Source organism: Herminiimonas sp. KBW02, from assembly GCF_003852535.1.
In the GTDB taxonomy this organism is placed as follows: Bacteria; Pseudomonadota; Gammaproteobacteria; order Burkholderiales; family Burkholderiaceae_D; genus Oxalicibacterium.
This window is the reverse complement of record NZ_QAJP01000004.1, coordinates 355,547-375,929: the sequence shown is the minus strand read 5'-3', so window position 1 is coordinate 375,929 and position 20,383 is coordinate 355,547. Positions and strand designations below refer to the sequence as shown.

Here is a 20,383-nt window from a genome sequence, read left to right as displayed (position 1 = left end):
TTATGGTTTGACGTCAGACTTGGCACTGCGGCGGCTACGCGCCAGCTCCAGTTTTTCGCACACCATCGCCGCACCTTCGATCAGGCGCGGGCCGGCACGATTCACCAGATCGGCATCGACCGAAAACAAATTGTCGTTTTTCACTGCGAGCACGTTTTTATATTGCTTCCAGATTTCCAGCCCGCCGGACTTCTCGGCCTGGCGATCACCTGTCATCATCACTTCCGGATTCTCCAGCAGCACAGCTTCAGTCGTCACCACAGGCGCAGGGATAGCCAGATTGGCGAAGACGTTTTCACCGCCGCACAGACGAATCACATCACTCATGATGTTGCCGCCATTGAGCGTATAGATAGGCTTGCCCCACACCTGATAAAACATGCGTACCGTCGGGCGATTGCGATATTGCTCGGTCAGGCGTGCCAGTTCGGTACGCTCGGCAGCCGCCACCTTATTCGCTTGTGCTTCCGTCCCCATCAACATACCGAGTCGCTCTATGCTGGTCGGAATATCGGTCAACTTCTTCGGTTCGCTGAAATAGAAAGGGATGCCCAGCTTACGTACGTGCTCAAGCTGACGTTCGGAATTGCCATGCAACCACACCACCAGCAAATCAGGCTTGAGCGCGATGATGCGTTCCACGTCTACCTGCTGATGACTACCGACACGCGGTATCTTCAAAGCTGCAGCCGGATAATCACTATAACCAACGGTGCCAACGATGCGATCACCGCCACCCGCCGCGAAAATCAATTCGGTCGCATGCGGCGCCAGCGAGATGATGCGCTGCGCCGGTTTATTCAAGGTAACGGTATTGCCGCCGTCATCCTTGACGCTGATCGCAGCATGTACCGCGCCAGCGAACATCGCTACGCTCATGGCTACCGCTGATACGAAAAATTTATTCATTTCATTTCCTGATTATGCTGAGACACCGACTGCAGCGCTTGCTGCAAACGCTGCCAGCCTGCTTCATCTGCGGGCAAACCGAGACGCACGCCATGCGAAAAAATCCTGATCCAGATCCCGTGCTGCGCCATCTGTTCGGCAAACTGCGCCGGATGTGCATCCTGCCAATACTGAAACAATGCTGTACCACTCGACTGCTTGCCATATTCGGCCAGCAATTGCTGCAAGCGTGTTCCGCTCTCCTGCAATTGCGTGTGCATCGTCTGCTGCCAGGCCGTATCCGACAAAGCAGCAGTTCCTATCTGCTGCGCCGGACCACTGACCGTCCACGGCCCCAGCACATCCGCCAATTGCTGTAGCAAGTCTGTATGCGCCGCGACAAAACCCAGACGCAAACCTGCCAGGCCAAAGAACTTGCCGACCGAGCGCAACACGATCAAACCTTGTTGCCCGGTATAAGCTGCAACGCTTTCCTGCGGCGTCATATCGCCAAACGCCTCATCCACGATCAGCCAGCCACCGCGTGCAGCCAGACGTGCCGCCCACTCCAGCAACACGGCCGGAGCAATACGCGCACCGGTCGGATTGTTCGGGTTGCAGACCGACATCACATCGCACTGATCGAGCTCAGCTTCCAGCTGGTCATAAGCCACTTCCCGCACATCATGCCCGGCCTGACGCCATTGATAACTATGCTCGGCATAGGAAGGCGCCGCGATCACTACCCTGCTGCGCGTACGCAAACGAGGTAAAGCCTGTATCGCCGCCTGTGTTCCAGCCACCGGCAATAACAGCGGCGCACCGTAATATGTTTGCGCCGCTTCCAGCAATGCAGTACTCGGCTCCGGCAAGCGATGCCATACATCGGCACTCAGTTGTGGTACCGGATAAGCCTGCGGATTAATGCCGGTAGACAGATCCAGCCAATCCGCACGCGCGCGTCCATAGCGCCGGATCGCATCGTTAATATTGCCGCCGTGCTCAAGCATAGATCACTCCTGCAATACAGATCAGCAGCAACCACAGTGCCGTAGTCATACGCACCAGACGCCATGCACGGGCGATATCTTTACCGGTAGCCAGGGGACCAGTGCCCAGCGGTGGCCGGTTTTCCAATTCACCGTCGTAAATGGCAGCACCACCGAGCGAGATACCCAAAGCCCCGGCACCGGCAGACATGACTGGCCCGGCATTCGGGCTGGACCAGGCTGGTGCCTGCGCGCGCCAGCATAGCCAGGCTTGCTTGGTATTGCCGAGCACGGCATAAGACAGTGCGGTCAGGCGCGCCGGAATGAAATTCAACACATCATCGACGCGTGCCGCGACCCGGCCAAATTCGTTATAGCGTTCTGTGCGGTAACCCCACATCGCGTCCAGCGTGTTTGCAAGACGAAACAAAACCACGCCAGGGCCACCCGCCACGGCAAACCAGAACAAGGTACCGAACACCGCGTCATTACCGTTTTCCAGCAGGGACTCGACCCCGGCTTTTGCGAGGTCAGCTTCTTCGGCTTGCTGCGTATCGCGACTGACGATGCGCGCGGTCAACAAACGCGCTTGTGGCAAATCACCATCCATCAGGGCATGCGCTATCGGTAAGGTATGGTCGCGCAGGCTGCGCAAACCAAGGCTGAAGTACAGCAGCAACGCATGCACACCCAGGGCGAGCAAGGCATCGAATTGCGCCAGCCAGAAAGTCAGTATCCAGGTCAATAAAACGAAAGGCAGGACGACCAGCATCCAGGCCAGCGCGCCACGTGCAATACGCGCGCTCGCGCCGTCATTGAGTTTCTTTTCCATGCGTATCGCCAGGTTGCCGAAGCCGACCAATGGATGCCAGCGCGTCGCTTCACCCAGGCGCATATCCAGCAACACGCCCAGCAACATCAGGATGGCAATCACGCCACAAGATAAACCGAACAACATCTCAGCCCTTCAGGCTCAGCGGCAAACCAGCCACCACCAGCACCGCACGATCACAGATCGCTGCAGCCGCCTGATTCAACCGACCAGCTTCATCGACAAACCAGCGCGAGATCGCACCTTGCGGCACGATGCCCTGCCCGACTTCATTCGTAACCAGGATCACATCGCCCGGCGCATTTTCCAGCGCTTGCAGAAAAGCCGCGCGCTGCGCGGTGAACGCGGCCGGAGCATCTATCGCGCCGACCTCGGGGAATTCTTTATGCTCGGAAAACAGCAGATTCGACAACCAGACCGTCAGACAATCGGCCAGCAAGAGATTGTCGGCGCGACTGTATTTTTCTATGACAGCGCCCAATGCCAGCGTTTCTTCGACGGTTTGCCAGAGGCCGTCACGTCGCTCCCTGTGATGCGCGATGCGCTGCTGCATCTCGACATCACCCGCTTGTGCAGTAGCAATATACACCACCGGCTTGCCAGAGGCCGTCGCCAATACTTCCGCATGCGCACTCTTGCCGGAACGCGCACCACCGATGATCAGGGTGCGTGTCATGCCTTCTTCTCCGGTGCAAATATGCGTGCGGTTGCAACAGGACAGGATGAGAAGTAAGCGTGGAAATAAGTCGCTGTCAGCGCGCCGCGTTTATACACCGCTTCACCTTGCGCACCATTCGAGCGTTTGACAGTTTGTGCCTGTGGCTCAACCGATGTGCTCAGCGTTGAGTAGTGGAAGGCATGGCCGCGCAGTTCGCCGTCTTCAGTCGCCAGCGACTGCATGCCGAGCCCGGCCAGTTTGCCCTGCATGACGACTTCGCCTGGCATCAGACCCACCATAGGCCATTGCTTGCCATCGGCATCGGTCAGGCTATCCGCGATCACCATCATGCCGCCGCATTCCGCGAGTATCGGCACGTCCTGCGCATAGGCCGCGCGCATCGAATCCTGCCAGTTCTTTGCCGCCGACAAGGTAGCGCAATGCAGCTCAGGATATCCACCCGGGATATACACCGCATCCGCATCAGCCGGGATCGCTTCATCATTCAATGGTGAAAAGAATGTCAGTGTCGCACCTGCTGCGCGCAGGCATTCCAGATTGGCGTGATAAACGAAAGCAAACGCTGCATCACGCGCTATCGCGATTGTTTTACCCGCCAATAACTGTGGCGCGCTCGTTGCCGTCAGGCTGGCATCCAGCACCACTGGCGGAATGGCATCCCAGGCCACCATATCGATCTCGATCTGATCCGCCATCTGATCCAGCACCTGATCGACCTGCGCGATTTCATCCGGCTGCACCAGACCCAGGTGGCGCTCGGGTAAAGCTTGCGCCTGCTTAGGCAAGGTCGCGAGGATGGGCACATTGCGTATGCCCTGCGTCACCATCTTGGCGTGCGAGGCGCTGGCGATACGATTGACGATGACGCCTGCCAAATCGACCGGGCCGTATTGTTGCAGACCGAGTACTACTGCGCCGACGGTCTGCGCCATCTTGGCCGCATCCAGCACCACGACTACCGGCACCCCAAAAGCACGCGCCAAATCAGCTGACGAAGGGTCGCCATCGTACAAACCCATCACGCCTTCGATGAGGACGACATCAACCTCACTCGCAGCCTTGGCCAGCAAGCGACGACAATCGTCGAGTCCTACCATCCATAAATCGAGCGCATACACTTCCGCTCCGCTGGCGCGCTGCAAGATCATGGGATCGAGGTAATCAGGGCCAGTCTTGAACACACGCACCCGCAAACCCTGGCGTATCAGCTTGCGCGCCAGTGCTGCAGTGACCGTGGTCTTACCCTGCCCGGACGCGATGCCGGAGATCAGGACGATGCGGGCCGTATGCGCTGCACTACTCGCTGTACTACTCATCTACCACTCCACGCCTTGTTGCGCGGCGATGCCATTTGCAAACGCATGCTTGATTGGTTGCATCTCGGTTACCGTGTCAGCCACCGCAATCAATTCCGGCGGCGCGCCGCGACCTGTGATCACAACGTGCTGCATCTCAGGCCGTGCCTGCAGGTCGGCGATCACTTGCTGCACATCCAGGTATTTATATTTCAAGGCGATATTCAACTCGTCCAGCACCACCAGTCCGACAGCCGGATCGGCCAGCAAGACTTGCGCACGCTGCCACGCCTTCTCGGCATTGGCGACATCCCGCTCGCGGTTCTGCGTTTCCCAGGTATAGCCTTCGCCCATGACATGGAAACTGATTTCATCGGGGAAGCGACGGAAGAAGTTTTCTTCACCGGTGGCGATTGCACCTTTGATGAACTGCACGACGCCTACCTTCATGCCATGGCCTAAAGCACGCGCCGCCATGCCGAAGGCGCTGGAGCTTTTACCTTTGCCATTGCCACAGGTAATCACCAGCACGCCTGCATTGCGCTTGGCCGCTTCTATCTTCTTATCGACGACTTCTTTCTTGCGTGCCATGCGCGCATTGTGCCGTTCGTTCAGGCCGTCAGCGTCGTTAATCTTTTCTTCACTCATTTTCTTCCTCAACTGCCAGGTAAATTGTGCGCTTGCCGTGTTTAACGATCTCGATCGGATGACCGAGGCATTCACTGAGGAGCGACGCCTGCATCACCTCATCGACTGGTCCGGCATGCCAACGACCGTCACCCATCAATAACAATGCATGGGTCGCCACGCTATGTGCCAGATTCAAGTCATGGCTGACCATCACTACCGCTTTTTGCTGATCCCGGCATAATCTGGACAACAAAGCCATTACGCTGACCTGATGTGCCAGATCCAGCGCACTGGTCGGCTCATCCAGCAACATCAAAGGCGTATCCTGTGCCAATACGGCGGCGATCGCAACACGTTGCCGCTCACCGCCGGACAAAGAGCGCACATCGCGCTCTGCCAGCATATCGGCGTCCATAGTCTGTAGCGCGGTATGCGCGGCGACATAATCGGCATCCGACTCCCAGTACGCCGACTCATGATAGGGATGACGTGCCGTCAACACTGTTTCAATCACGCGATAACCAAAAGCATCGCTGCGCCCTTGCGGCAAATAGGAGCGCTCGCGCGCCAGATCCTGCAACGGCCATTTGCTTAATGCCCGGCCATTCAGTTCCAGCTCGCCGCCATCGGCGTCACGCAAGCCAACCAGAGTGCGCAACAAAGTACTTTTACCTGCACCGTTACGGCCGATAACACACCAGCACTCGCCCGGCCCGATCTGCCACTGCAAGCCGTCCACCAGGACACGATCAGCAATACTTAATTTGAGATTAATGGCTTTCATCAGCGCTTCCTCAACTGATGCAACTGCAACAGGAATACAGGCACACCAATGATGGCGGTAATCACACCGACCGGCAGTTGCTGCGGCGCGACGATGGTGCGGGCCAAAGTATCTGCCAGTACCAGGAAGGTCCCACCTACCAGCGTGGCGGCAGGCAATAACAAGCGGTGATCAGGCCCCAGCACGAAGCGGCAGGCATGCGGCACGATCAAACCCACAAAACCTATGCTACCGGCATTGCTCACAGCACTCGCAGTCAACAGGGCCGAGCAGACAAACAAACCCGCGCGAAAGCGCGCGACATTAATACCAAGGGTGGCAGCCGCTTCTGCATGTAAGGCAATTACATTAATCGCGCGTGCGGCGCGTACCGCAAACAAAATAGCCACCGCCAAAACCATCCACGGCACCCAACGAAACTGGGTACCGGACAAGTCACCGATCAGCCAAAAAACCATCCCGCGCAAACGATTGTCAGGTGCTATCGACAGCATCAGCGTCACCAGCGCACCACAACCCGAAGCCAGGATCACGCCCGTCAACAGCAACAAAGGTGCACTGCCATCCGAACCAGCCGCACCGCGCAAATCGCGACGTGCCAGCAAAAACAAAATCAGGGAAACTGCAATCGCGCCGCCAAAGGCTGCGACGTCGACTATCCATGCCACCGTACACACCAGCATCGCAGCCAAAGCACCCACTGCAGCACCACCTGACACACCCAACACATAAGGCTCGGCCAAAGGGTTACGCAGCAATGCTTGCATCATCACACCAGCCAGGGTCAGGCTTGCACCTGTCACAAACGCGGACAGCGCACGACTCAGGCGTAGCTCGACCAGCGTTGCCGCCATAGTGTCAGCGCTACCGCGCAATAATTCACGGATCGCATCAGCGATATCGCCCAAAGACAAAGTGACAGAACCCATTACGCCTGCCACCACAAAACTCAGCAAAGCCAACACAAACAAAACAGACAACACCGTCCACGCGCGCGTCCGCCCCTGCAACGCAGCTACATGCATGCTTTTATTCACTACCGTACTCATGGGCGCAACGACATTCGGACATCCTCATAAAAATTCGCGCATGGGGCACCATTTACTCAGGTACCGCATGCGCGACAATGGTAAAGCTTTTTATCCCTTACGGTCAGAAATCCATACGCGCGGAGAACTTAACTGCGCGACCCGGATCCGGATAAATACTAGCGGAATTGTTCGCGCACGTACCAAACGCCTGGCTGAAATAGTCCTTACCGGTCAGGTTAGTACCGCTGACGGCAAATTCCCATGCACCCGAGCGTATCGCATAACGTCCATCAACCGTAGTAAATGCAGGAATACGTGCTGTACACGCATTACTGAAATCGCCACCGTATCGTTGCTTGTCTACCCATTGCACGCCGATATCTGCGCTATGCCCGTTGCCAGGAACCCAGTTCAAACGCATGGTTGCGTTATTTTTTGGCACCAAAGTTACTTCACGGCCAGCATAAGGACCCTCAGTAAATTTGGCTGATACGTGCTGCAATATCGCTACGACAGAAAACGCTGAACTTAACTTTGCACGTCCTTCAAGCTCGATACCTTCCCGTTGGGTTGGATCCAGATTTGTATTTGCGCCAAAGCCGCTAGTCGCGTCCGAAGGAATGCTACGGTCATAATAGATCTCGTTTTTCAGATCATGACGGAACAATTTCACAATAACCTTCTGTTGTGCGTTCCCCAGCGAAGTACCTAACTCATAGTCATTCGATGTTTGCGGCTTGATAGCACGACCGGATTTAGTTGATCCGGAATTTTCGTCAATATTCGCCACGCGATAGCTACGTCCGACTTTTGCGAACACGTTCAGCAAGGGCGTGAACTCATAGTTTGCCTGGATGTCAGCTGCATTTATACCAAATGACTGGTCATATGCTCTGGTTCCGGTCATACCTTGATCAAAGTATTCACGTCGTGCGCCTACCGATACGCGCGCCTTACCTGAATTAATTTCATCTTTAATGTAGAAAGCGCTGGAATCCTGCGAACCGGAGCGGCTGACAATGCCATTCGAACTCAAGCGGCGCGAAGATTTGGAGAAGTCAGAACCAAATACCAATTCATTTCTGAAGTCACCGGATCCGGTCAAATAACGCGCTCTCGGGGAAAACTGAGTGACTCGACCATCATAGATATTCGGGATAGCACCTTGATTTCCCGATACAGCTCTCTTGTAACGCTGTGAAAGATCAGCTGCGAGTTCCCATTTACCTATACGGTGCTCAGCGAACAAGGTATATCGATCTGAATCGATGGAGGCATTTCTAATGCTATTTGACTGTCTGGGATTTTGATAAAACTTGTCCAGATTCGAAAGGCTACCCGCCAACTGGGAATCCTGGCGCGCTGCATCGATACGCACGCCTATCCGTCCCTGTTTATAGGCCCATTGCAAACCACCGCTGAAATTATCCTGACGCAATGCATTGTGATCGCGGTAGTTATCAGTCTTCAACCCGCTCAAATTTGCATCAAGCGAAAAATTATCCCAGCCCTTGGTAAGCGAAGCACGCATCTCTCGATATTCGCGGCTACCAACAATTCCCACCAAAGAACCACTCGTTGCCCCTGCGGCACCTCTTTTGGTGATAATTTGAATCGTGCCACTGGTTGCACCTTCGCCATACATCACGCTGCTGCCACCGCGGACAATTTCAATGCGTTCAATCGACTCAACCGGAATGGACGACATCAGCGCCGTCGCCTGCTCGTTCTCAGACAAACGTATGCCATCAACCATGATCACTACGTTTTGATCACTGGCAGAGCCAAAACCGCGCAGATCCAAAGCATAGTCAGACGTTCCATTCAAATTTTGGCGGCCGAATACACCACCAATTTTTCGAATAGCCTCATTTGCGTTATTCACTCCGGCTTCGCGCATTTGCTCCGATGTAATTACCGAAGCTCCGATTGGCGCCCATGACGGATCATTCGCAAAACGAGAACCAGAAACGGTAACCGTCGAAAGGTTTTGATCTGGCGCAGTTTGCGCAACAGAAGGGAATGACAAAGTTGCCAAGGCGGACGCGAGCGCGAGCGGCTTCCATGCAGCGAGGCTGCAATTTGATGATACGGATTTCATTGATTCTTTTCAGTAGAAACAGCATCCAGCCCACCTCCCCGCAGGCTGAATTGAAAAGAAATACCGGAACCGATTAACGACCGAAACAGACAGGAAGCAGCAGGCTGCACATGAACGAATCGCGTCGCGAACATCCCCGTTCGCGGCATTTCCACCTGTCCTGGCCGGTATCCGGGCTAGCAAGCACGAGCGTCTCACCTTCCCATGCACATGGCACAGTGGTGTGAGAGACGATCTGTCATCGAAAGTGACGCTTGATTACCGTTGCGGGGGCAGCACACGTTAGCCTGAGGCCTCGTGTTTCCCGTTTAACTGCAGACATGAGCATGTCCGCGAGCACCAAAACTGGCGTCATTGTAAGGCCCATGCGGGTGAGCCGCAACTTTGGAGGTGATTTAGCGGGTGTGGCGTTCTATTTGTGCAACAAACTCTAAAGCCAAGTCTATTGCATGTATCGTGAATAAAAAGATAGAGCACATGTCATCAAAAACATGTGCTCTATACCCTATGCTAAAAATCCATACGGGCGGATAGCTTTACCGAACGACCAGGGTCTGGATAAATACCTAATTGCGTATCATTGATACATTTTCCAAACGCTTGGCTAAAGTATTTTTTATCCGTTAAATTTGCGCCAGTAATCGCGAATTCCCATGCTCCAACGCGTTTTGCATAGCGCGCATCCAGGGTTGTAAAAGATGGGGCCCGTGAATTACAGGCATTAGTAAAGTCATTGCTATAGCGTTGCGAATCAATCCACTGCACGCCAACGTCCGCACTTTGGCCGTTACCTGGCAACCAGCTTAAGCGCACGGTCGCCGTATTTCTTGGTACCAGGGTCATTTCATTGCCTGCATAAGGTCCTTCAGAAAACTTGGCAGACATATGGCGCAGTACCGCGGAAAGAGAAAAATCACTTGTCAGGCGCTTTTTGCCTTCAATCTCTATACCTTCACGTTTGGTCGGATCCAGATTGATATTGTTGAAGATGTTCGAATCATAAAAAATCTCGTTTTTCAATTTATGACGGAACAATTTAGCTGTTACCTTATCGCTCTTGTCACCCAAAGAAACGCCCAATTCGACATCTTCAGATTTTTGCGGCTCAAGCAATTTATTACCTACGGTGTACGCATTATCATCGACGTTTGCCACGCGATAACTGCGTCCCGTTTTCGCAAAAACACTCACAATCGGCGTGATCTCATAACTACCCTGCAGGTCCCAGGCATTTAACGAAAATTTCTTGTCGTATATTTTTCCACCACGCGAACTCTGATCAAATATCTCATGGCGAACGCCTGCCGCAACACGCGCTTTTCCAAATCGAATTTCATCGCGTATATATAGTGCTTTGGACTGCTGCTTGGCATTATCCGCAGCACCAGCACTGTCCGTTGTGTTTCGCCCCCATCTTCCAATATCAAATCCGACGACGAATTCATTCGTCACGTTTCCTGCTTTTAAGATATGACGTGCACGAGGAGAGAATTGAGAAGAACGTCCGTCATAAGTGCTTTGATATGTTGGTGAGAAATAGTCACCTTGACGTTCACGATATGACAAATCCGCAGCGAGCTCCCAATTGCCGATACGACGCTCACCAAATAATGTATAGAGAGTCGAGTCTATCGAACTAAAATTAGCCAGGTCCTTCGCCTGCTTAGGATTTTGCAAAAACTGCGCCCAAGTAATTCCACCTGGCAAATCAAAGTTCTGGCGTGACGCATCAATCCGCATACCTACGCGTCCTTGATCCAGCGCCCATTGCATGCCGCCACTAAAGTTTTCTTGTTTCAATGAATTACGGTCACGGTAATTATCCGTTTGTACAGCACCTACATTTGCATTGATAGAAAATTTATCCCACCCTTTGGACAAGGATGCGCGTACTTCCTTGCTATTACGATTGCCCACTTCTGCGAAAAGGGTGCCGTGCGTTGCGTCGGCTGCACCACGCTTGGTAATAATTTGAATCGTGCCGCCAGTTGCTCCTTCGCCATACAAAACACTGCTGCCACCGCGAACGATTTCTATACGCTCGACTGACTCGATAGGAATCATAGACATCAGCGCAACAGTTTGTTCGTTCTCCGATATACGGACACCATCTACCAACACCACCATATTGTTATCACTGGTGCCACCGAAACCGCGCAAGTCGAGCGCAAAGTCTGAAGTGCCGTTCAGATTCTGGCGGCCGTACACACCGCCAATCTTGCGAATAGCCTCGTTCACATTGCCTATGCCCGCTTCACGAATCTGCTCCGCGGTAATGACTGACGCACCGATAGGTGCAAGCGAAGGATCATTTTCAAAGCGCGAAGCCGAAACAGTAACCGGGGTCAGCTTCTGACCAGTCTCAACCTGCGCGACAGCAGGAAAACTGAGGGTAGCGAGTGCGGAAACCAGCGCGAGCGGTTTCCATGCAGCAGTGCTGCGATGTGATGGCAGGGATTTCATGTTTACTTTATTCAATGGATAGCACCCGACCTGCCTCCCCGCGGGTCGAGTTCAACGCAAGCATGAACGTGATCATCCGCATGCTTGCACCTGTTCTGGCCGGTATCCGGGCTGACAAGCCTGAACGTCCTACCTTCCCATGCGAAAGCACAGTGGTTTGAGGGACGCTCTGTCAGTCGGACGAATGCTTCGAACTGACGCTTGTTTTACCGTTGCGGGGGCAGCACACCTTAGCCTGTGGCATCGTGTTTCCCGTTTAACTGCGGACATGGACATGTCCGCGGGCACCAAAACTGCGCCATTGTACGACTGGGGCCATTTATCGGCAAATTTGCAGCAAATTCGCGGTAATTTAACGACAATTTAACGGCTTTTGATGTGCCGGCATGGCCACAGCCCCCGACACACGCAGAATGCCACCTGGCAAGGGCTCTGGTCTATAATCCACGCTTCGCTGCAATCTCACACCTACGCATGTTTACTCCCGAGCAAGTGCAAACCATCACCACGCAACTGGCGCGCAAGCAGGACCGCACGCAATTGGTGGAGCTGGATGGCACGCCGCTTATCGTCAAGCGACTGGAAGCACCGCTCAAACACTGGGGTTATCCGGTCCTGAATACGCTGGCCCGCCTGCTCGGCCAACCCATGTTGCGCGCAGTGCCGGCACCGGGCGGCAGTGAAGCACAGGCGATTGAAGTGGCCCGTTTGCGTGCACTGGCTGCGGCAGGCGTATCCGTACCCGAAGTGCTGCACGTGACGCCGGAGTGGTTCGCGCTGTCTTTCCTCGGCGCAAATTCGGTCGATCAGTTGCTGCGCCAGCAACCGCAAAAAGCAGAGGAATACTGGAAGAACGGCTTGCAGGCTATCCTCGAGTTGCACCGTCTGGGACAGACCGCCAGCCAATGTTTCGCCCGCAATATGATTGCGCATGAAGGCAAGATCAGCTTTATCGACTTTGAAGACGATCCGAGCAAAGTCATGCCGCTGGCGGCAGCGCAAGCGCGCGACTGGTTGCTTTATTTGCATTCGACCGCCTACATCCTGCATATGGACAGGCAAGCGATCGCGCAAATCTACCTCGATTATTTATTGCAGGATGATGTCGCTGTGCAGCGTGAAGTAAAACGTGCGGCGAGCGCTTTTAGCTGGTTGCGTATCTTGCCCAAAGAACGCAAGCCATGGGGACGTGATGTGGTTTCAGTGCAGGCTGCAGCGCAAGTGCTGCATATAGTGGTGAAGCTGATGCGCCAGCAATCACGTTAACCATCCGCTTAGCAGTCAACTACCAGTAATTCTCCGTAGCGTATTTTGTGCGGCTTCTGCGCCGCATACAAAGCCATTTCCGGCACCGACAAACCATGTTCACAGGCTGCCAGCAGGCGGATGATGCCAGCATGGCAAATGACGATGGCGTGGTCGACTTGCAACTCAGTCAGCTCGTCACGGAATGCGCGTACCCGATGTGCGACCTGCATCACGCTTTCGCCACCACCAGGTTGATAGTCAACCATATCCTGGCTCCACGCATCGATAGCGGTGCGCGGAATGTCATCCCAGGTACGCATTTCCCAATCACCAAAATGCATTTCCGCCAGTCGCTCATCGTAGGTCGGTTTGGCACAGCCCAGCGTCTGCGCCAGGCTTTCCGATAAGTCCATGCAACGACGCAAGGGACTGGAAAATACCTTCGCATTCTTGGGCAGCACCGGCAACAAGGACGCATGAGCCGATGCCAACTCTTCCGCGGCAACAGCCAGATCCGTGCTGCCATAACAAGTGTTAGCAGCAACTATCGGACGTGGATGACGGACGAGATAAAGATGCATGGCACTCCTCAATGGGTAATGACAGTCAATACTCCAAGATAAAATGCGACTTCTGTCACTTGCTGGACGGCACCGAGGGTGTCACCGGTATAACCTGCAATGCGGCGCTGGAACATGCGCGCCAGCCAGAGTGTGGCGAGCGCGGCAAACAATATCCCGCATGCAACGCCAGATACAGGCAGTAAACCGGTGAGGCAGAGCAATGCTATAGGCAACAGGACAGTACCGGCAGCGATGCCGAACTCCTGGTTAGACATCTCTTGCGCAATTGGTTTCGCTTTCCCGTTTTCTTTTGCATATTCCATGCGCCACACCAGACTGATCGCTGCCAGGCGCGACAGTGGATGCGCTATCAGCAAGGCGGAAACCACCGCAGGTGATGGCAGACTGGAAAGCGCCATCCACTTCAGCGCCAGCATCAGACCGATGCCGATCGCACCATAAGCACCGATGCGCGAATCCTTCATGATTTCCAGCGCACGTTCCGGCGTACTGCCACCACCCAGACCGTCACAGGTGTCAGCAAAACCATCCTCATGGAACGCACCAGTCAGGTAAATCCCGGCAATGGTCGATAAGAGCACCGCAATCGACTGCGTCCATAGCAACGAAGCAATGATGTAGACCACGACGGTCGCCAGCGCTACCACGATGCCGACCGCCGGGAAGTAGCGCGACGCATGTTGCAACCATTGCGCATCAAAGCCTACCCAGCGCGGCACCGGGATGCGTGTAAAGAATTGCAAGGCGACAAAGAACAGGCGCAGCTGATGCAGGCAACGTGTAGCGAAACTTTGGTGCGGGACGATCTCTGATTCCATGATGTGCTGATATTTTTATAGATTTAAGCGTTTTGTTGACTGACGTCAGCAGATTCAAAGGTTGCCATTTCACGCAGGAAGTTGACCGCTGCATGCAACATCGGCAAAGCCAGCACGCTGCCGGTCCCCTCACCCAGGCGCAAACCCATCTGCAATACCGGACGACCACCGAGGTGATTGATCATTTGGCGATGTCCGTGCTCATCCGAACAATGCGCAAATACACAGTAGTCGAGGATAGCCGGCTCGATGCGCGCAGCCACCATCAGGGCGCTGGTAATAATAAAGCCGTCTATCAGCAAGACCATGCGTCGTTCCGCCGCAGCCAGCATGGTGCCGACGATCATGGCGATTTCAAAGCCGCCAAAAGTGGCAAGAATCTCCAATGGTGCATTCTGCGCAACGATGGCTGCATGATGCGCAACGGCATCCTGCACTACCTTTTGCTTGTGCAGTATGCCTGCCTGCGCGAGACCGGTCCCAGCGCCTACGCATTCGGCCGCAGGCAATCTGGTCATCGCATGCATGATGGCGGCCGCCGATGTGGTGTTGCCTATACCCATCTCACCAAAACCCAGGACATTACCGTTGATCCCTGCGACCAGCTCGCGTCCGGCCCTTATCGCTTGTGCGCATTGCTCAGCACTCATCGCCGCTTCCTGCGCAAAGTTGCGTGTACCGTAAGCCACTTTGCGATCCAGCAAACCGTCACGCGCACCAAAATCATGGTTCACGCCGGCATCCACGATGTGCAGCGCACAATGATTCTGCCTTGCAAACACGTTAATTGCCGCCCCTCCCGCCAGGAAGTTTTCCACCATTTGCCAGGTCACGCTTTGCGGATAGGCCGAAACATTCTCGGCCACGATGCCGTGGTCAGCGGCAAAAACGATGAGCGCAGGATCAATAATCTGCGGCTGCGTGGTTTGCTGGATCAGGCCGATCTGGCGCGCCAGCTTCTCCAGCATGCCGAGGCTGCCCAGCGGTTTGGTTTTGTTATTGATGGCCGCCGCCAGCGCAGCAGATAAAGCGGTGTTCTCGGTAGAAGAAAGTGTAGTCATGTCGGGTGTAGGAATCTGCTGTGCGCGTATGCCAAATAGCGCATCAAGCTTGCGAAACGCTGATAGCTTGACAATAATTTGCAGCTTTAGCGGCACGCAAGCAGGCTTGCTGGCTATGCCGCAAATGCCGGGCACGTAAAAAGTGCTTGCAGTGTAGGCGCGTGCTCAGGCTGCGTCAAACCACATCCGCCGCAGGCGCAGCACTGCCATTTCAAACGCCACATAACCCATTCGACCAGCATGGCAGACGGCTATGACAAGTCGGTTACAGAAAGACCATGCAAATCCGGCCGGTTTAACAATAATTGGCAAGTGTTGCGAGGAGCCGCCAACTTCCACCGAATTACTATGCGCCCCCCCTAAATCTGGGTATTATTGCCTAGGATCAACGCGCAAAATGCGCGTACCAAAATCCATAATCTGCCGGGCCTTGCGCACCCCGAACCGGGTGCAGCGCCTCTCGTTTATTCGAGCGCCCTACTACCGGCATGGATATAAATGGATAAACAGACAGGGAAAGGTATTACATGAGCGGCGATTTAGATGAGTTTGATGCATTGTTTGAAGAGATTTCTGCGCAACGAGCGGAATCGATAGCTGCGCCTGCTGCTGTAGCCCCGGCAGTTGCACCGGCCCCGGCTGCATCACCTGCTGCCGCCGCACCTGCCGCTGCAGTCACAGCATCAACATCTGAAGCGACCAACGATGAAGACGCCGGCGAAAAGCCTATGTATGAACGCCTCGGCGGCATCGTCCGTCTGCTGCACGATTCCTTGCGCGAACTCGGTTATGACCGCTCGCTGTCTGACGTTGCTTCACAGATCACTGATGCGCAGGGTCGTCTCGAATACGTCGCGACCCTGACCGAACAAGCGGCCAACAAAGTATTGAACGCCATCGATGTCGGCATGCCGGAGCAGGATGCCCTGTCCAAAAACGCGAAGGATATGGATGCGCGCTGGGCACAGTTATTTGACGGCAAGCTCAGTGTCGATGAATTCAAGACACTGGCACATGATTCGCGCCAGTTTGCCGGCAAGGTCACCGAAGTGACCGAGGCAGAAAAAGCCCGCCTGCTGGAAATCATGATGGCGCAGGATTTCCAGGACATCACCGGGCAACTGATCAAGAAAATCGTGGCCATCACCCACAAGGCCGAGAGCGAACTGGCGCAACTGTTGCGCGACAACGCACCAGCCGAAGTCAAGGCCGCCCATCCGGAAAACAAACCTGTCGAACTGATGAACGGTCCGTCCGCACCTGCCATTGCGATGGCGCAGGATGATGTTGATGGCCTACTTGCCGATCTGGGGTTCTGATGGATGACATGCTCAAGGATTTCGTCGTTGAGGCGCTGGAACTGGCGACGAATGTAGAAGAGCACCTGCTTACACTGGAGCGTAATCCAGGTGACCTCAATACACTGAACGCAGTTTTCCGCTCCTTCCACACGATCAAGGGTGGTGCCGGTTTCATGAACCTGCCGGCCATGGTCTCGGCCTGCCATCTGACAGAGAACCTGTTCGATGCGCTGCGTACCGGCCAGGTTCCGGTCACGCCTATCGCGATTGAAGCAGCGCTGCAAGCCAGCGGCTTTGTCGCCGATCAACTGGATGAACTGGCGAATGGTGCGCAACCGGAAAGCCTGTCGGCGATGCCAAGCTCGCTGGAAGATATCCTGACCAGCGCGATTGAAGGTAAAACTGAAGCGCCTGCTGCGGCTGCACCTGCTGTCGCGACTGCTGCCGCAACACCTGTCAGCAATGTCGGGGCTGACGGCCTGGACTGGAATGCCTTATACCTCGCTGTGGTACCGGCCGGTACCGCGCCTGAACTGGCCGCAGTTGCCGCCAGCACAACGCCTGCTGTTGCAGCTGAAGTCGCTGCACCGGCAGCTACTGCCAAACCGGCTGACGCTGCAGCCAATAAACCGTGGGACGGTGTAGACCGTCGCGGCGGTGGCGACAAGCAAGGTGGCGCACTCAAGGAAGACAGCATCCGTGTTGATGCCGTCAAACTCGATACCCTGCTCGAAGTGGCTGGTGAATCGGTACAGGCTGCGAATCAGGCCAGCGTACTGCTGGAAAAACTGGCGCAGTTCCCGGTAGAAGGCCATGCCGCTACCCTGATGGCTGCGCTGGCCGAAACCCTGAACCGCGCTTCGCGCTACTCCACCGAATTGCAACGCGCGACGCTGGCGACGCGCATGCAGCCGGTAGGCAAGTTGTTCCAGAAATTCCCACGTCTGGTACGTGAACTGGCGAAAGATCTGGGCAAGGATGTCGAGTTGCAAATCGAAGGTGCAGAAACCGAAGTCGATCGCGTCGTCGTCGACAGCCTGTACGATCCTTTGGTGCACATGCTGCGCAACTCGCTGGATCACGGCATCGAAGAAGCCCCAGTGCGCGCCAAATCCGGCAAGCCTGCCAAATCCACCATCCTGCTGAAAGCATGGCAGGAAGCCAGCAGCGTCATGATTGAATTGTCTGACGATGGCAAAGGCATGGATGGTCAGCAACTGCGCGCCAAGGCGATCTCCAAAGGCCTGATCTCGGATAACGCGGCACAGACGCCGGAAGAAATGCTGCAACTGGTATTCCTGCCGGGCTTCTCGACCAAGGAAGTGGCGAACAGCGTTTCCGGTCGTGGTGTCGGTATGGACGTCGTGAAAACCGCCGTCGAGAAACATCGCGGCGCAATCACCATTGACTCGGTGCTCGGCTCCGGTACCCGCTTCTCGATCCGCTTGCCGATTGAATTGTCGATTGTTCCTACCATGCTGGTACGTAGTTCGGATGCCGCACTGGCATTGCCGATGGCGGTCGTACAGCGTGTAGTCGAGTTGCCGGAAGAGTTCGAACAAGTCGGCGGTGCGCCAGTACTGCGCGACCAGGGCCGTCCATTGCCGGTACGTTCGCTGGCTGGCGCCCTCGCCTACGAAGTGGGTGTGGAAAAGGTCGGCATCGTTATCGCCGCACCGCAACCTTACATCCTGTCGGTCGGCATGGTCGAAGGTACGGCCGATCTGGTCATCAAACCGATGACCGCGATTACGGTACCCGGTATCGCCGGTACTGCACGTTCGGCAGAAGGCGAGCTGGTGCTGGTGGTCGGCCTGTCCTTCCTGCTGGATGGTTGTCGATCAACACCACGACTGGCGGCGTAAAAAAGTTAAATAGAAACGTAAAAAGGGATGCACATCATGTGCATCCCTTTTTTATTTAAGCCGCGCCGTTAAACGCTAGCGCCCTTTCTTCGTCGCCTTGGCCTTGCTGGTGGCTTTCACTGCCTTCACCGCAGCCTTAGGCTTAGGCTTAGGCTTAGGCTTACCCTTGCCCTTCTCCGCCAGGAACACTTCATAGAATTCAGTCGCCATATTGCGAATGGCACGCCCAATATTCGCATAGTCGTATTCATTCAGGTTGGCCAGCGAGACACGACCGGACGGATGCGTCGTACCGAAGCCGCGGCCCGGCAGCAGGATGACGCCGGTTTCTTCCGCCAGGCGGAACAGTGCTTCATTCGGTTTCAGACGCTTCAGCAACCATTGCGAGAATTCCTTACCGTGCATTTGCTCGGACAGCGATTCCATGTCCAGCAGATGGTAGTAACGCACTGAGTTAGGATCGTGTTGCATAGGCAGGCCCAGCTCACGATACAGCGCCTGCTTGCGACGCAGGACGATGCGCTTCATCTCGGCTTTGTAGCTGTCTGCCTCATCCATCAATGCAAACAACGAAAACAGGCTCATCTGCGCCTGCACCGGGGTCGACAAACCGGCAGTATGGTTGAGCGCCACGGTGCGGCTGTCGGCCACCAGACGGTCGATGAACTTCAGCTTGCGCGGCTCGGTCGTGATTGAGTGATAGCGCTCGTCCAGCTCCTTGCGCAGCGATTCCGGCAGCTTCGCAATCTTCGCATCCAGTATGTTGTTTTCATGTGTGGCGACCACACCCATACGCCAGCCGGTTGCACCGAAGTATTTGGAGAAGGAATACACCAGGATCGTGTTGTAAGGACAGAGTGCAAACAGCGAAACGAAGTCATCCGCAAAGGTGCCGTACACGTCATCGGTGAGGATGATCAGGTCCGGACGTTTCTTGACGATCTCGACGATGTAGGCCAGCGTCTTGTCATCGATTTTGACTGATGGCGGATTGCTGGGATTGACGAGGAAGAAGGCTTTCACTTTCGGATCGAGCAGCTTGTCCAGTTCCTTCTTGGTGAATTGCCAGTTATTCGATTGCGGCGCATCGATGGACATCTGCACCAGCTTGTAATCGTTAAGCTGTGGAATCTCGATATACGGCGTGAAGATAGGCATACCGAGCGCAATGGTGTCACCTTCCTTGATCAGGTGATTCGCCTTCATGCTGGCGAACAAATAAGTCATCGCCGCGGTACCGCCCTCCACTGCATACATATCGAAGTTACCGACAAACGGATGCGTACCTATCATTTCCTTGTGGATGTACTGACCGACGATTTTTTCGCTTAGGGTCAGCATGCGATCCGGCACCGGATAGTTACAGCCGAGGATGGCTTCACACATTTCATAGATGAAATCGCCCGCCGACAGGCCGAGCTGGTCGCGTACATACGAGACCGCAGCTTCGATGAAGCGTATGCCCGGAACTTTCGAATGTTGCTTGGCAAAGATTTCAAAACGTGATTCGATGCCGTCGCGTTGCGGGAAGCCGCCCACATCCTTCATGTAAATATACGAACGCTCGGCTTCCGTCATCGCGAACAGGCCGAACTGGAAAAAGCCATGACGTGGCGTGGTCGCCAGGAAGTTGGGATTCCCGCGGCCGGCGTTCAGCATGTGCTGGTTGCTTTTCTTCGCGGTCTGTATCAACGCATCCTTCAATTCAAAAGGGCTTAACAATGCGAGTTTGTCTGGGTTACTGAAGTCCATGTGCGCTACTCCTTATCAAAGATGAGAAACCCTGTGCGAGCGACCTCGAAACAGTCTGTGTA

17 protein-coding genes and 2 riboswitches are annotated in these 20,383 nt (G+C 54.9%); of the genes, 3 read left to right on the top strand and 14 right to left on the bottom strand.

The window, feature by feature from the left end; genetic code table 11:
• The 10 genes from DBR37_RS06120 to DBR37_RS06075 form a co-directional block, all read right to left on the bottom strand.
• Entirely contained in the window at positions 1 to 909 is a 909-nt protein-coding gene (locus DBR37_RS06120; RefSeq protein WP_124573588.1) for a cobalamin-binding protein, read from the bottom strand.
• Entirely contained in the window at positions 906 to 1,898 is a 993-nt protein-coding gene (cobD, locus tag DBR37_RS06115; protein ID WP_124573587.1) for a threonine-phosphate decarboxylase CobD, read from the bottom strand. The genes DBR37_RS06120 and cobD overlap by 4 nt, the downstream gene beginning before the upstream one ends.
• A complete protein-coding gene (cbiB, locus tag DBR37_RS06110) occupies positions 1,891 to 2,835 on the bottom strand; it encodes an adenosylcobinamide-phosphate synthase CbiB (protein WP_124573586.1) in 945 nt (314 codons plus the stop codon). The genes cobD and cbiB overlap by 8 nt, the downstream gene beginning before the upstream one ends.
• A 1-nt stretch (position 2,836) precedes the next feature.
• Positions 2,837 to 3,385: a bifunctional adenosylcobinamide kinase/adenosylcobinamide-phosphate guanylyltransferase gene (gene cobU / locus DBR37_RS06105; protein WP_124573585.1), complete on the bottom strand. Its 549-nt coding sequence runs from the start codon at positions 3,383 to 3,385 to the stop codon at positions 2,837 to 2,839.
• The gene (locus tag DBR37_RS06100) at positions 3,382 to 4,704 is read right to left on the bottom strand and encodes a cobyrinate a,c-diamide synthase (RefSeq protein WP_124573584.1); all 1,323 of its coding nucleotides are present in this window, start codon (positions 4,702 to 4,704) and stop codon (positions 3,382 to 3,384) included. Before DBR37_RS06100 ends, cobU begins: the two co-directional genes overlap by 4 nt.
• Positions 4,705 to 5,331, bottom strand: coding sequence for a cob(I)yrinic acid a,c-diamide adenosyltransferase (gene cobO, locus DBR37_RS06095; protein ID WP_124573583.1), 627 nt, complete (start codon positions 5,329 to 5,331; stop codon positions 4,705 to 4,707). It lies immediately after the preceding gene.
• Positions 5,324 to 6,097, bottom strand: a complete 774-nt coding sequence (locus tag DBR37_RS06090; RefSeq protein ID WP_124573582.1) for an ABC transporter ATP-binding protein — start codon at positions 6,095 to 6,097, stop codon at positions 5,324 to 5,326. The genes cobO and DBR37_RS06090 overlap by 8 nt, the downstream gene beginning before the upstream one ends.
• Positions 6,097 to 7,122, bottom strand: a complete 1,026-nt coding sequence (locus DBR37_RS06085; protein WP_124574173.1) for an iron ABC transporter permease — start codon at positions 7,120 to 7,122, stop codon at positions 6,097 to 6,099. Before DBR37_RS06085 ends, DBR37_RS06090 begins: the two co-directional genes overlap by 1 nt.
• Before the next feature lie 127 nt (positions 7,123 to 7,249).
• The gene (locus tag DBR37_RS06080; protein ID WP_124573581.1) at positions 7,250 to 9,229 is read right to left on the bottom strand and encodes a TonB-dependent receptor; all 1,980 of its coding nucleotides are present in this window, start codon (positions 9,227 to 9,229) and stop codon (positions 7,250 to 7,252) included.
• 144 nt (positions 9,230 to 9,373) lie between these two features.
• A riboswitch (cobalamin riboswitch) is annotated at positions 9,374 to 9,588 on the bottom strand.
• Positions 9,589 to 9,739: 151 nt separating this feature from the next.
• Positions 9,740 to 11,692, bottom strand: a complete 1,953-nt coding sequence (locus tag DBR37_RS06075) for a TonB-dependent receptor (protein ID WP_124573580.1) — start codon at positions 11,690 to 11,692, stop codon at positions 9,740 to 9,742.
• 79 nt (positions 11,693 to 11,771) lie between these two features.
• Positions 11,772 to 11,999: riboswitch (cobalamin riboswitch) on the bottom strand.
• A gap of 167 nt (positions 12,000 to 12,166) precedes the next feature.
• Here DBR37_RS06075 and DBR37_RS06070 point away from each other — a divergent pair.
• A complete protein-coding gene (locus DBR37_RS06070; protein WP_124573579.1) occupies positions 12,167 to 12,958 on the top strand; it encodes a hypothetical protein in 792 nt (263 codons plus the stop codon).
• Positions 12,959 to 12,966: 8 nt separating this feature from the next.
• Here DBR37_RS06070 and DBR37_RS06065 read toward each other — a convergent pair whose 3' ends face one another.
• From DBR37_RS06065 to cobT, 3 genes are read right to left on the bottom strand one after another with little or no spacing between them, the layout of a single operon-like run.
• Positions 12,967 to 13,521, bottom strand: coding sequence for a histidine phosphatase family protein (locus DBR37_RS06065; protein WP_124573578.1), 555 nt, complete (start codon positions 13,519 to 13,521; stop codon positions 12,967 to 12,969).
• 8 nt (positions 13,522 to 13,529) lie between these two features.
• Complete coding sequence (locus DBR37_RS06060; protein ID WP_124573577.1) at positions 13,530 to 14,342, bottom strand: adenosylcobinamide-GDP ribazoletransferase; 813 nt, start codon at positions 14,340 to 14,342, stop codon at positions 13,530 to 13,532.
• A 23-nt stretch (positions 14,343 to 14,365) separates the two neighbouring features.
• Positions 14,366 to 15,403: a nicotinate-nucleotide--dimethylbenzimidazole phosphoribosyltransferase gene (cobT, locus tag DBR37_RS06055; RefSeq protein ID WP_124573576.1), complete on the bottom strand. Its 1,038-nt coding sequence runs from the start codon at positions 15,401 to 15,403 to the stop codon at positions 14,366 to 14,368.
• Positions 15,404 to 15,930: 527 nt separating this feature from the next.
• Between cobT and DBR37_RS06050 the strand changes: the two genes are divergently transcribed.
• Both DBR37_RS06050 and DBR37_RS06045 read left to right on the top strand, forming a co-directional pair.
• Positions 15,931 to 16,722 carry a protein phosphatase CheZ gene (locus DBR37_RS06050; protein WP_124573575.1) on the top strand — a complete coding sequence of 264 codons (792 nt, stop codon included), beginning with the start codon at positions 15,931 to 15,933 and terminating at the stop codon, positions 16,720 to 16,722.
• Positions 16,722 to 18,569: a chemotaxis protein CheA gene (locus DBR37_RS06045; protein WP_124573574.1), complete on the top strand. Its 1,848-nt coding sequence runs from the start codon at positions 16,722 to 16,724 to the stop codon at positions 18,567 to 18,569. Before DBR37_RS06050 ends, DBR37_RS06045 begins: the two co-directional genes overlap by 1 nt.
• Positions 18,570 to 18,644: 75 nt before the next feature.
• Here DBR37_RS06045 and DBR37_RS06040 read toward each other — a convergent pair whose 3' ends face one another.
• Positions 18,645 to 20,321: a bifunctional aspartate transaminase/aspartate 4-decarboxylase gene (locus DBR37_RS06040; RefSeq protein WP_124573573.1), complete on the bottom strand. Its 1,677-nt coding sequence runs from the start codon at positions 20,319 to 20,321 to the stop codon at positions 18,645 to 18,647.
• Positions 20,322 to 20,383: the final 62 nt, after the last annotated feature.

Excerpts from the sequence above, each read along its gene's own strand:
- DBR37_RS06120 (WP_124573588.1), bottom strand. The coding sequence starts at position 909 with ATGAATAAATTTTTCGTATCAGCGGTAGCCATGAGCGTAGCGATGTTC.
- cobD (WP_124573587.1), bottom strand. The coding sequence starts at position 1,898 with ATGCTTGAGCACGGCGGCAATATTAACGATGCGATCCGGCGCTATGGA.
- cbiB (WP_124573586.1), bottom strand. The coding sequence starts at position 2,835 with ATGTTGTTCGGTTTATCTTGTGGCGTGATTGCCATCCTGATGTTGCTG.
- cobU (WP_124573585.1), bottom strand. The coding sequence starts at position 3,385 with ATGACACGCACCCTGATCATCGGTGGTGCGCGTTCCGGCAAGAGTGCG.
- DBR37_RS06100 (WP_124573584.1), bottom strand. The coding sequence starts at position 4,704 with ATGAGTAGTACAGCGAGTAGTGCAGCGCATACGGCCCGCATCGTCCTG.
- cobO (WP_124573583.1), bottom strand. The coding sequence starts at position 5,331 with ATGAGTGAAGAAAAGATTAACGACGCTGACGGCCTGAACGAACGGCAC.
- DBR37_RS06090 (WP_124573582.1), bottom strand. The coding sequence starts at position 6,097 with ATGAAAGCCATTAATCTCAAATTAAGTATTGCTGATCGTGTCCTGGTG.
- DBR37_RS06085 (WP_124574173.1), bottom strand. The coding sequence starts at position 7,122 with ATGCATGTAGCTGCGTTGCAGGGGCGGACGCGCGCGTGGACGGTGTTG.
- DBR37_RS06080 (WP_124573581.1), bottom strand. The coding sequence starts at position 9,229 with ATGAAATCCGTATCATCAAATTGCAGCCTCGCTGCATGGAAGCCGCTC.
- DBR37_RS06075 (WP_124573580.1), bottom strand. The coding sequence starts at position 11,692 with ATGAAATCCCTGCCATCACATCGCAGCACTGCTGCATGGAAACCGCTC.
- DBR37_RS06070 (WP_124573579.1), top strand. The coding sequence starts at position 12,167 with ATGTTTACTCCCGAGCAAGTGCAAACCATCACCACGCAACTGGCGCGC.
- DBR37_RS06065 (WP_124573578.1), bottom strand. The coding sequence starts at position 13,521 with ATGCATCTTTATCTCGTCCGTCATCCACGTCCGATAGTTGCTGCTAAC.
- DBR37_RS06060 (WP_124573577.1), bottom strand. The coding sequence starts at position 14,342 with ATGGAATCAGAGATCGTCCCGCACCAAAGTTTCGCTACACGTTGCCTG.
- cobT (WP_124573576.1), bottom strand. The coding sequence starts at position 15,403 with ATGACTACACTTTCTTCTACCGAGAACACCGCTTTATCTGCTGCGCTG.
- DBR37_RS06050 (WP_124573575.1), top strand. The coding sequence starts at position 15,931 with ATGAGCGGCGATTTAGATGAGTTTGATGCATTGTTTGAAGAGATTTCT.
- DBR37_RS06045 (WP_124573574.1), top strand. The coding sequence starts at position 16,722 with ATGGATGACATGCTCAAGGATTTCGTCGTTGAGGCGCTGGAACTGGCG.
- DBR37_RS06040 (WP_124573573.1), bottom strand. The coding sequence starts at position 20,321 with ATGGACTTCAGTAACCCAGACAAACTCGCATTGTTAAGCCCTTTTGAA.